Raw genomic sequence first — 11646 nt, forward strand, 5'->3', positions numbered from 1 at the left:
CCTACGGCCAGAAAGTGCCTTCGGCAGCAGATGTTAGTCGTGTTGCCGGTGTTCCGGACGGTTGCGCAGGCGTTTCCTCTCGCCATCCAAGGGGCGGAAGCACAAATGTCGCGTCGGCCGAAGGGGGATCGATTGCCACGCCGAGATTGTTTCCGACGGTCCGCTCCGAGGGCCTAAACAGCAGTGCCGGCAAACGTTCCATTTTGTTGCCGTTGCCGACCGGACTGTTGAGAAGAGCGGCCTTGTCCTCGCCCTCACGGTTGGGGTCCCACCACGCCAACGTCGACGAACCTCCGCCATCCATGTTGATGCCGCGATGAGCGCCGAAATACCGAAGCCACTCGCCCAACTCTTGAGTGGTTGCTCCCAAACCGGCGGGCTGACGTCCGTCAATCACGGCGATCACAAGGTACCGCCCTTCTTTACTCAGGCCGATCCCGGTGCGCGGGTTCAGGTCTGCTCCGCCGGGAATTGGTCGGCCTTCATCCAAGCACAGTGCAAATCCGCTGACGGCCAGTTCCACTTCGGAAAGGTCCGTGTCCGGACCCGTCGTTTCGATCCTCACACCACCCGATCTCAGCTTTATAAGCGACGGCGACCCCGTCGCCCGGGAGACCACTATGCCTTCGGATACCGCTAATCCGGCAAGGTCCGTTGGGGTGTTTTGATTGAAGGGGGCGGGCCAGGGCATAAAAGCGTCGGCATTGACGGCCAAGACACAGGGAATGCCGTGCGCCCGAGACGTGCGGATGAAATCCCGCGTTGTTTGTCGGTCGGTTTCGGCCTGCCCCTCCGCCCAATCTTCTCGCCGCGGTGTGGTGTGTAGTCGCACACCGGGCGTTTCGGTATCGACCCGTACACTATGCACGACTATTTTCCGCGGCTCATCTATTCGAATACAAGCATACACAATGCCCGGATAAAGTTCCTTGGCCTGTCCCCAGTCGTACACGCCATCCTCGGCGTGAAGGCGTGCGAGGGGCCCCATCGCCGCCACGATCGCCGCCAAGACGGTACACAGAATCACTGACGCGGCAACACCCCGCCCTAGTCTCCTCACTGTAACGACTCCTGAATTTCCAGCGCCATGACACTCCCTTTGTATCGGCATTATACTCTGACGAGTAGGGGTTCCAAGTGAAAGGCGATTAACAAGCGAGATCGCCTTAAAGGCAGAATCGACACATAGCGCAAGAAACGCCGGCGGCGCAGGTTCGCAGCACACGGATTCGATATGATCCAGACGCTTTTCCAGCGACTGGAATCGCTGCTGACACACGCCGTCGTTCTTCACGCACTGCCGTTTTAGCATGCGCAATACTCTGCACCATCTCTGAGAAGGGCACGCGCCCCGAATACCCGCCTTGACCGCCGAGCGATTTCGCGGACAATAGCCCCTGCTGATTCGCCTCCCGCCGTACACTTACGGAGGCGAAGCGAGAGCGTCGACGCGGGGGAGCATGATCGCGGCGGACGGCGTTCGCGCTGGATACAAAACGGCGAGTCGTGCCGTATGAGATCGTCTTTGGAGGGGTCCGGCAATGACGTTCCGAGAATATGCATACCTGGTATGGTCGGATTTATACCGCATCTTCGGTCGACTACAATGGAAAACATTGGTGTGGTGTATTCTTTTCGGTGAAGCGTTTCAATACATCTTCTGGTTACGCACCTGCGCCTATACCAAAAGCCACCCGCTATTGAAATGCACCGCGTACCCATTCGCTTACCTTATGCTGCGGCGCCTGAGGTACATATTTGGCATTTCCATTCCGATAGACACACCCATTGGAAGCGGTTTCTATATCGGGCATTTCGGGGGCATCGTTGTTCATAATCGGTGCGTCATCGGAAAGAATTGCAATTTATCGCACGGGGTGACCTTGGGACAGGCCAATCGGGGACCGCGGAAAGGGTGGCCGGTCATTGGTGACAATGTATATATCGGGCCGGGTGCTAAGATTATCGGACGCGTGGCGATCGGCAACAACGTCGCCATTGGTGCAAATTGCGTAGTGACCAAGGATATTCCGGATAATGCGGTCGTGGTTGGCATTCCGGGCAAGGTAATATCCTTCGAAGGGTCATATGGATACGTAAATAGAACCGATTACGAGAATAAGCTCAAGCGAGGACCATGACCGGTCGCGGCGGGAAGCTGACCGCGCCGTAATTAGAGGGCGAATACGGCGTATTGGCAACATGCGCCACGCACGGATGATCGCAAGTCCGGCGAGAGTCGCGATAGCAGGTTCGGAGCATATCGCGTCGGCCATGCGCCCCTGCCGACAATCTTACTCAACGTCACAAGCCTCCGGTTTATATGCTTGCCCAAAAGCGCGAGGCGCCGAGTCATATCCACAGGAACGGTTTTCAACACTGCGGACGCGTGGATGGATTTGTGGAAGGCCTCTATCGGCCCACACCCACGGTTTCCAGCTCCGCCCCTTTTTCATTGATCAATCGCAGAGTAATTCGAGGTTCGCCGGAGACCGTTTCGAATTGTAGTTCGCCGAAGGCCCAGGTGTCGCGACCGTCGTATCCGAAAAGTTGGTCGCGGGAGTCCGACGCCATGGCGGCGGGACCGGGTACCCCACCAAGGCTGCCGACTTCGAATTCGTAGATCTTGTTTCCGTTGGGGCGGGGTATCGCAAAACAGCGTGCTCCGTGCCGGTCGCCCGAAAGCAGAAGCACGCGCGAGTTCGTCTTGGCGTCGATGAGCCGGAAGATTTCTTCGCGGGCGTCGCGGTCCCAGGTGCCCCAACTGTCCTTGCCGCCGGAAATATAGTCGCTCCACATCGTGCCGCCGCTAGTCAGGATGAAGGGCGCATCGGAGTCCGTTAAAGTCCGCTTGAGCCAGGCCGTTTGCCTCGGGCCGAGAAACGAATAAAGGCGACCTCTTTGTTCGGCGACGCGGCAGGACCTTGTATCGAGCATAATGATGTGCAGCGGACCCATGCGTGTTTGGAAATAGATTCCCTCGCCGGCAGGTTCCGGATTATTCCACTGCCGATTCCATGTCCGTCGTAAGGCATCGACGGGAATCGTTTTATTCCCGAACCTGGCGCCGAAGGCATCGTTGGCGAAATAGTCGTGGTCGTCCCAGGTCGCAAAGATGGGAACACCGGCGGCCAATCTTTGCCACCAGGGTGACAGGTCCCGGGCCAGATAGTCCGCATGCACCAGCCCCGGATCGGCTTGGCGGTCGTCCGCGGCAAGGTCGCCCGCCAGGAGCATCGCCCGATTACCGCGCTTGAGAATCAATTCGAATAGCTCGGGCCGGTGCAATCCGATTTTGTGAAAGTCGCACCCGAAGGCTATCTTGAACGGGACGTTGGCATCCGCAGGCAAAGTCGTGAAGCGTCCCTCGCCCAGGCGATCTCCGTCTTCGGCGAACACGCGGTAGGTATAGGTCGTGTTCGGAGTCAGGCCGTCGCAAAGCGCGACGGGATATTCATCGGGTTCGGCGGAAGCGTACTCACGCTCCGGGCCGTCGGTTTCGGGTTTCAGGACCACGCGGATCGTGCCGGGCATCGGCAGGTGCATCCAGACCTTCACGCGGTTTTCCGTCACATCGCCCAGCATCGGACCGCCGAGCTTGTTGCGATGATACTTGCGGCAGACCTCCGCCACGTCGTGCCGCGGATCGCTTCCGCACATGGCTTCGCGGCAGGCGGTATAAAAGTCCGTCACCTCCTTCGGTTGCGGAACGAATTGACTCATCCTCTTGAGATCGATTTCCAGCGTCCCCTTGTGCGCATCGCTCAAGGAAACCTGGGCCGGGGTAGGCTGCCGGGGCGACGGGATCGGGGGCTTGTCCTCGGCCGCCGCAGTCGCAAAAAGGACCAGGCAAAGGCCGGCCTTTCCGGCAGTCCTGATGAAACTATTCATGGTGAGGCCGTGGAGGCGTGTCATGGGATTGTCTCGCGCGGGCGGGAGATTGGAGACTCTGGAAATCTTCGACGAATCTTGGGGATCCGGACGGGTTGAGTGTTGCACCGTGGTTGCACCTTTTCCGATACCCTGCGGTCGGTGCGGCGTCAATAGTTGCGACTGGAATCTCGTTGTCGATGGTGGTATTCGTGCCACCGCCGGATGACGTTGGGATCTCCCGGTGTGCTCACCGCCGGCTCACGCTGGTGGCTCCATATGCGTTAGACTCGCGCACGCGGCTCCATCCGCTTCAACTTCACCCGGCGGCTCGCGGTACACTCACCACCAGCTCACGCTGGTGGCTCCATAGCTCGCGCGATGGCACGAGAGAAATTGGAGCCGCCGGCGTGAGCCGGTGGTGGCCGGCGCGCTCACGCTGACATTCGAGCGGGGAGGGCATGAAACACTTTGGAGATGGTAGGATGGGAACTTGCGATCGTCCAATTACTAATGGCCATGACAATCTTGCCTGAAGGAGTTCACCCGATGCTTCGTTCTCGGCGACGTCTCTCTTGCGCTGCCGCCCTGTTTGTGCTGTTTCCCCTGATGACCTCGGCTGCGGACAAGAAACCGTTACCTACCGCTCACTCGATGAGCGAGATCGCGGGCTGGAACGTCCGCGTGGATAATCGACTGCTCGAGGGCGAGCACGCCGCCACCGGCGCACGCGCATTGAAACTGCTCGAAGCGAGGCTGGTCGCCATCGCGACCGTGGTGCCGGAAAAGTCACTGGCAAAGCTCCGGACCATCACCATCCAGATGGACCTGGACCACGGGGACTTGACCGCTATGCAGTATCACCCCGACGCCGGTTGGCTGAAGGAGCACGGTTACAGCGAGCAACTCGCCAAGTGCGTCCATATCCCGGATGTCCGGGACTTTCTTTTGCCACGGGAAAACTTCCGCATGCCCTGGGTGGTGCTGCACGAACTGGCACACGGCTTTCACGATCAGTTCCTCGGCTTCGACGAACCGCGCATCACCGCGGCATGGAAGAAATTCCGCGACGGCGGGAAGTATCAATCCGTGATCACCAGTACCGGCACGATGCGCGAGCACTATGCGTTGACGGACCAGAAGGAATTCTTCGCCGAGATGACCGAGTGCTTCTTCGGATCGAACGATTTCTTCCCGTTCGTGGCCGGCGAACTGAACCAGGCTGAACCGGAGGTCTTCGCGCTTTTGGAGGATCTTTGGGGCACGCCGCCGGGTTTCGCCAAAACAAGGCCGGAATAGCTAACAGCTTCAAAAGCCCTTCATTCTCTTGCGGATCGCCCATTGCATGCCCCCAACGTCGTCGCAGCGCATCGGCATCGTCACGTGCCGGGCCGAGAAACTGGCGGACTACTTTCCCACCGCCGCAGAGCCGAACCTCGTTCCGACCGAACCGCCGTTCACCCCGGACGATCAACGATTGGTCGAAGAACTGCGGCGCCGCGGACACCGCGTGTCGTCCGTGGTTTGGGGTGAGAAACCGGAACGTTTGCCGTCGCGGTTCGATCGCCTAGTCGTCCGTTCCCCCTGGGACTACATGGATAGCGACGCCTCGCGACGGGCGTTCGTGCTTTGGTTGGAACGGCTTGCGGCAACCGGCATGACGGTGGACAACGAACCGCGGCTCATGCTGTGGCTGATGGACAAGCGGTACCTATTCGACTTCGCGTCGGCGGGCGTGCCGATCGTTCCCACCCGGCTGATCTCGGCCGACGATTCGTTGGACCTGGAGTCGTTCGTGGAGCGGCACGGGGCGGTCGTCGTCAAACCCGCCGTGTCGGCCGCCGGTGTGGGATTGGAATTCCTCCGCGACCGCCTTGAGGCGCGGGCGTTTCAGCGCGGACTGGCGGATCACCGTCGATCCGCGACGTATTTGGTGCAGCCCTTCGTGCCCGAAATCCGGACGCACGGCGAATGGTCGCTGGTGTACCTGGGCGGGGAATTCAGCCACGCCGTACACAAGTTGCCCGCCGCCGGGCAAATCATGGTGCATGCGGAACGCGGAGGGACGCTCCGCTTCGCCGACCCGCCGAAGACCGTCCGGGAGTTGGGGGATTGTGCGGCGTCGGCCCTACCCCGCGTATTCGCCGCGCACGCGGGCACGGCCTGCCGCATGCCGCTGTACCTGCGGATCGACGTCATCGAGACGGCCCACGGGGCACTGCTGTCCGAATGCGAGGGCGTGGAACCGGAGTTGTTCTTTCGCGCTCGCCCCGACAGTGTTCGCCGATTCGTCGACCTGATGGAGCGTCCGATGGCGGGATGAATCGCTCGGTACCGGAATCACCGGCGGCGCGCTTATTTTCACCACCAGCTTACGCCGGCGGCTCCATATGCGTTAAACTCGCGCACACGGCTCCATCCGCTTATACTCCGTTCGAGGGCTCCCATGTTTTTCACCGCCGGCTTACGCTGGTGGCTCACATAATGTTTTCTCACCATGTTTGTATTCACCATGTTGTTATCCAGCGCCGGATGGCGCCTGGGGCGCGCATTTTATGCAGCGCCGGGGGGCATGGCATGCGACGGCGAGGCGATGGGGTCACCATTGTACGCGGACGGGGGTGCCGGGGTTGACGCCCAGTTGCGCGGACGCGTTTCCCCGCACCACGGCGATTTCCAGATAGTCGGAGGAGCCGAAGAGAATCACGGACGAGCCGGGCGGTCGCTCGGCGTAGGTGTTGACCCAATCGCACAAGGGGCGGTCGCCGCACGTTACCACGGCGCGCCCCACGGCGGTTTCGGGCAAGGCTTCGCGGCGGATGTTCGTCACCAGGTTGCCGAAGTCGTCCACCCAGATCACGCACCCGGCTAGGTAATCGTCGCCCCTTTCGACTTCCGGGAAGGGAAGCGGTTGCAAGGCGTCGAGTCGCGGTCCCAATTCGCGGAGGGCGACGCCCAAGCTCAAATGGGCGGCGGCGGGGGCCATGATGTCTCGTCCGTGAAACGTATGCGATACGACGCCGCGGCGGAAATGGGATTGCTCCAACCGAACGGCCTCCGCCAGCGGCAATCGTCGCGCCACGATGCCCAGCAACCCGTTGTCGGGTGCCACGAACCATTGGTCTCCAAGCTTGGCGGCGGTGCAGGCGCGGTCGGTTCCCACGCCGGGATCGACGACCGCCAGGTGAATCGTGCCGGCGGGGAAATAGGGCGCCGCCTCGGCCAGCAGCCACGCCCCGCGAAAGACGTCCTGCGGGGGCACCTCGTGGGTGATGTCCACCAATTGCACGGCGGGGTTGAGCGACAGCATAACCCCCTTCATCACCGCCGCATAATGCGATCGCGAACCGAAATCGGTGAGGAGGGTGATGATCTTCATGAGACGGCCCTCGCCTGCCGCCGTCACATCCGCGCGATCAGTTCCAGGCAGATTTCCTTGACGCGCGCCGGATTGACGTTGGGATTGCGTTTTTTGGCTTGGCCGACCAAGCTACCCAGGGCCTTTTCCTTCCCCGCCCGAACCTCGGCGATCACTTTGGGATTGGCGGCCACCAGTTCCCGGCACAAGGCCTGCACTTCGGAGTCGTCCACCTCCGTGATCCCCAAGGCCTCGACGGCCTCTTGCGGCCCGACGCCGTGTTGCAGCATATGGGCGAAGACCTGCCGTCCCTTGAGCGTATCCAATCGACCGCCGCGGACCATTCGCAATACCTCGCCCAGCGATTCGGCGGGGATGGGAAATTCGGCGATCGAAATCTGTCGCTCGTTCAGCACGCGGAGCACGTCCTGCTGAATCCAATTGGCGGACGCCTTGGCGTCGCCGGACGCCGCCGCCAATCGCTGAAAGTAATCCACGGCGGGGAGGCCCAGATTGACCAGCACCTCGGCGTCGTAGGCGTTCAGGCCGTACTGTTGCCGCAATCGTCGCCGCAAATCGGCGGGCAGTTCGCCCAGCGCAGCCTTGACCGCCTCGATCTCCGCCTCGCCGACCGTGATCGGCGCCAGATCGGGTTCGGGAAAATAGCGATAGTCGCTGGATTCCTCCTTGGATCGTTGCGGGCGGGTGACTTCGGCGTGCTCGTCCCAGCCGCGCGTCTGCTTGGGAACCTCGCCCAATTTGCGACCGGTCTCTTGAAACACCTCCCACTGCCGCACCGCCTCGTAGGCCAAGGCCTTCTCCACGGCCCGAAAGCTGTTCATGTTTTTCACTTCGACGATCGGCGTGGCGACCGTGCCGTCCGGCGTGGAGATGTGCAGGTTGATGTTGGCGTCGACGCGGAGGCTCCCCTCCTGCATGTTGCAGTCGGAGACCTCCAGGTAGTTGAGCAGCAGTTTCAACTCTTGCAGAAAGGTCTTGGCTTCGGCGGGGGAGCGGATGTCGGGGTGCGTGACGATCTCCAGCAGGGGCGTCCCGGCGCGATTGAGGTCGATGCGACTGTCGGCGCGACCGGCCTTTTCGTCGTGCAAACTCTTGCCCGCGTCCTCCTCCAAATGCACCCGGATGATGCGGATGCGGCGTTCCCCTTCGCCGTCCTCGCCCGGTACGTCCAGCCAACCCTCGCTGCACAAGGGCAGATCGTATTGGCTGATCTGATAGCCCTTGGGGAGGTCCGGGTAATAGTAATTCTTGCGGTCCCACTTGGTGAACGCGGCGATACGGCAGTTCAGTGCGGCGGCGGCCTTGAGGGCCAGGCGAAAGGCCTTGGCGTTCATGACGGGCAGCACGCCCGGCATGCCGATGCAAACGGGGCACGTCTGCGTGTTCGGCGGAGCGCCGAACTTGGTCGAGCAACCGCAGAACAACTTGCTCTCGGTCAGCAATTGCACGTGGACTTCCAAGCCCACCACGATGGTGTACGGTGACGATGCCACGCCCTTCTCCTTCAACCGAGATGGTCCATCCCGGCGGCCTCGAGGGGGGCGGGTCGCCGCCGGTGCCAGTCCGTGATCCGCTGCAAGGCGTGCGCCACCCGCAGCAAACGCCCCTCCTCCAAGGCCGGCGCTTGGAGGTGCAAACCGATCGGCAGGCCGTCCCGACTGAAGCCGCAGGGGATCGACATGGCAGGCAGTCCCGCCAGATTGGCGCCCACGGTGTACAGGTCGAACAGGTACATCGCCAGCGGGTCGCTGAGCTTTTCGCCCAGTCGAAAGGCCGGGGCGGGAGTCACCGGTCCCGCGATGACATCCACTTCGGCGAAGGCGCGGTCGTAGTCCTCGCGGATCAGGCGTCGCACCTTCAGCGCCTTGAGGTAATAGGCGTCGTAATAACCGGCGCTGAGCGCGTAGGTGCCGAGCATGATCCGCCGCTTGACCTCCGCGCCGAAGCCTTCCGCTCGAGTTCGGCGATACAGCCGCACCAGGGGCGAATCCAGGTCCTCCAGGGCTTGCGTGTCGCCCGACGATTGCAAGGCTCGCCGCTCCTCCTCCAGCTCCGCCAGCATCGCCTTTTCGTCCGTGCGGTAGCCGTAATGGACGCCGTCGTACCGGGCCAAATTGCTGGAGGCCTCGCTGGGGGCGATGATGTAGTAGGCGGCCACGGCGAAACGCGCGTGCGGCAGCGACACCTCGACGGTTTCGGCTCCCAGTTCTTCGTACGCCCGAAGCGCCTCGCGGACGGCCTCGGCCACCTCGTCGTCCAGTCCCTCGGTGAACTGATCGGGCACCCAGCCGATCCGCAAGCCTTGGAGTGAGCTTTCCAATTCGGAAAGGTAATTCGGCACCGGTCGCTGAAGCGACGTCGAGTCGCGAGGATCGTGTCCCGCCAAAGTTTCCAGAAGCAGGGCGCAGTCTTCCGCCGATTGGGCGAGCGGTCCGATCTGGTCCAAGCTGCTGGCGAAGGCGACCAGGCCGAAGCGGCTGACGCGACCGTACGTGGGCTTCAAGCCGGTGATGCCGCACAAGGCCGCCGGTTGGCGAATCGATCCGCCGGTATCCGACCCCACGGACAAGGGCACCATCCGCGCGGCGACGCAGGCCGCCGCTCCGCCGCTGGAACCGCCGGGGATACGCGTCGGGTCCCAGGGGTTTCGCGTGGGATGAAAGGCGGAGGTTTCGGTCGATCCGCCCATGGCGAACTCGTCCAGGTTGGTCTTGCCCACGATGACCGCGCCGGCCTCGAGCAGACGTTCCACGACCGCGGCATGATAGGGAGGCCGGAAGTTCGCCAGCATCCGCGAGGCGCAGCTTGTGACCCGGCCTTGCACGCATAGGTTGTCCTTGACGGCGACGGGGAGGCCGGCCAAAGGGCCAAGCGTTTCGCCGTTGCGGCGGCGTCGATCGACGGCCTCAGCCTGGGCCAAAGCCCATTCCGCCTCGACGGAAAGAAAGGCCCCGACCGCGGCATCCTCCGCGGCGATGCGATCCAGACACGCCCGGGTGACCTCGACGGCCGAGCACTCCCCGCGACGCAACCGGGCGGAGAGTTCGCCGGCCGAGAGTTCCGACAAGGAAGCCATGTCGTACCATCCAATCCTGCTCGATGCCCATGCGATCTCGCCGGGAAGCCCTTTTTTCGCCGCGACCGTTTTCCCGGCCCCGGCGGGCGTTCAGGTTTCGCCCAACACGGCGGGGACGCGATAACACTCCTCGTCGCGGTGCGGGGCGTTGGCCAGGGCCGACTCGCGATCCAGACCGGGGACCACGCGATCCTCGCGGAGAACGTTGGTCACTTCCACGGCGTGCGCCAGCGGTTCCACGCCCTCGGTATTCGCCCCGGCGAGCCGTTCCATGTATTCCAGCACGCGGCTCAACTGGGATGCCATCATGCGGGCTTCTTCGGGCGTCAACTCGAGTCGGGCCAACAGGGCGACTTTGCGAATTTCCCGTTCGGAAACGGCCATCCGTCCTCCTCCTAAGCGCCGCGCGGCGTCAGAACGCCCCAAGCTTGCCCGCCGGAATCTCCGAATCACCGCCCGGCGCGGCGACGGGGTTGGACCTACGGACGGCAATGCCGGCGGCGTGAACCGAGCGAAGGCTCGCCCGCTCTAAGCCCCCAATTTTCGCACAACGCCCACCACCACGCCAAGTACCCGCGCTTGACGGACGTAGATCGGCCTCATTTTCTTGTTGGCGGGCTGAAGGCGGATGCGGCGCCGCTCGGGAAACCAGCGTTTCAGGGTGGTTTCGTTGTCGTCGGTCAGGACGACCACGATGCTGCCCGGCTCGGCAGTCTCTTGCCGCCGCACCACCACGTAGTCGCCGTCGGCGATTTGGGCCTCGATCATGGAATCGCCGTGGACCTGTAGAACGAACAGATCGCCCCGACGATTGTCGAACACTTGATGAAAGTCGATGGACTCGGCGTTTTCGACGGCCTCGTGCAGACGTCCCGCCGCGATCCTCCCCAACAAGGGCAGACCATTGACGCGGGACTCGTTGGATCGCTCCACGCTCTCTGCGGCTGGGCGATCCCCCAACAGACGAATCGCCCGAGAAAGATTCGGCGATCGGGCGATGTACCGCTTGGCCTCCAAGGCTCGAAGGTGACACATCACGCCGTTGGGCGAGCGGATATTGAAGTGCTCGGCGATTTCGCGCACGGTCGGCCCGTAGCCCCGCGTCAAAATCTTCTTGCGGATGAACTGGTAAATCTCATTCTGCCGCTCGGTCAAGTTTTCGGACCGATTCATAACGATTCTCCGAAAAGAAAGGCTTCCTCGCCGCAACGCCTTTATATACTGTACAAATCGACACATTAGCGGTCAATCGGCTCCAGCGGCCCTCCCGCGACAAAGAGGGCAGTGTGCGTCCCGCGCCGCCGTCTTGCCGGGCCGACTT

At 62.2% G+C, this 11646-nt stretch carries 10 protein-coding genes; 3 read left to right on the forward strand and 7 right to left on the reverse strand.

The window, feature by feature from the left end; genetic code table 11:
• Window position 1 precedes the first annotated feature (1 nt).
• Window positions 2-1312, reverse strand: a complete 1311-nt coding sequence (locus tag ACYQ6J_RS13620) for a phosphodiester glycosidase family protein (RefSeq protein ID WP_460184733.1) — start codon at window positions 1310-1312, stop codon at window positions 2-4.
• A 229-nt stretch (window positions 1313-1541) separates the two neighbouring features.
• On the opposite strand from ACYQ6J_RS13620, the gene ACYQ6J_RS13625 reads away from it, so the two are divergent.
• Entirely contained in the window at window positions 1542-2141 is a 600-nt protein-coding gene (locus ACYQ6J_RS13625) for a serine O-acetyltransferase (RefSeq protein WP_460184734.1), read from the forward strand.
• A 271-nt stretch (window positions 2142-2412) separates the two neighbouring features.
• Here ACYQ6J_RS13625 and ACYQ6J_RS13630 read toward each other — a convergent pair whose 3' ends face one another.
• A complete protein-coding gene (locus ACYQ6J_RS13630; protein ID WP_460184735.1) occupies window positions 2413-3915 on the reverse strand; it encodes an alkaline phosphatase D family protein in 1503 nt (500 codons plus the stop codon).
• A 504-nt stretch (window positions 3916-4419) separates the two neighbouring features.
• On the opposite strand from ACYQ6J_RS13630, the gene ACYQ6J_RS13635 reads away from it, so the two are divergent.
• Together ACYQ6J_RS13635 and ACYQ6J_RS13640 are read left to right on the forward strand one after the other, a co-directional pair.
• Window positions 4420-5169 (forward strand): M90 metallopeptidase family protein, encoded by a 750-nt coding sequence (locus ACYQ6J_RS13635; protein WP_460184736.1) that lies wholly within the window; start codon window positions 4420-4422, stop codon window positions 5167-5169.
• Window positions 5170-5215: 46 nt separating this feature from the next.
• Window positions 5216-6193: an ATP-grasp domain-containing protein gene (locus ACYQ6J_RS13640; RefSeq protein ID WP_460184737.1), complete on the forward strand. Its 978-nt coding sequence runs from the start codon at window positions 5216-5218 to the stop codon at window positions 6191-6193.
• 276 nt (window positions 6194-6469) lie between these two features.
• Here ACYQ6J_RS13640 and ACYQ6J_RS13645 read toward each other — a convergent pair whose 3' ends face one another.
• From ACYQ6J_RS13645 to lexA, 5 genes are all read right to left on the reverse strand, one after another.
• Window positions 6470-7249: an SAM hydrolase/SAM-dependent halogenase family protein gene (locus ACYQ6J_RS13645; protein WP_460184738.1), complete on the reverse strand. Its 780-nt coding sequence runs from the start codon at window positions 7247-7249 to the stop codon at window positions 6470-6472.
• Between the two features lie 23 nt (window positions 7250-7272).
• Window positions 7273-8742, reverse strand: coding sequence for an Asp-tRNA(Asn)/Glu-tRNA(Gln) amidotransferase subunit GatB (gene gatB, locus ACYQ6J_RS13650; RefSeq protein WP_460184739.1), 1470 nt, complete (start codon window positions 8740-8742; stop codon window positions 7273-7275).
• 11 nt (window positions 8743-8753) lie between these two features.
• Window positions 8754-10325: an Asp-tRNA(Asn)/Glu-tRNA(Gln) amidotransferase subunit GatA gene (gene gatA / locus ACYQ6J_RS13655; RefSeq protein WP_460184740.1), complete on the reverse strand. Its 1572-nt coding sequence runs from the start codon at window positions 10323-10325 to the stop codon at window positions 8754-8756.
• Window positions 10326-10415: 90 nt separating this feature from the next.
• Entirely contained in the window at window positions 10416-10709 is a 294-nt protein-coding gene (gatC, locus tag ACYQ6J_RS13660) for an Asp-tRNA(Asn)/Glu-tRNA(Gln) amidotransferase subunit GatC (protein WP_460184741.1), read from the reverse strand.
• Between the two features lie 144 nt (window positions 10710-10853).
• Window positions 10854-11498, reverse strand: coding sequence for a transcriptional repressor LexA (gene lexA, locus ACYQ6J_RS13665; protein WP_460184742.1), 645 nt, complete (start codon window positions 11496-11498; stop codon window positions 10854-10856).
• Window positions 11499-11646: the final 148 nt, after the last annotated feature.

The sequence above is a fragment of the Thermopirellula anaerolimosa genome (assembly GCF_054657335.1).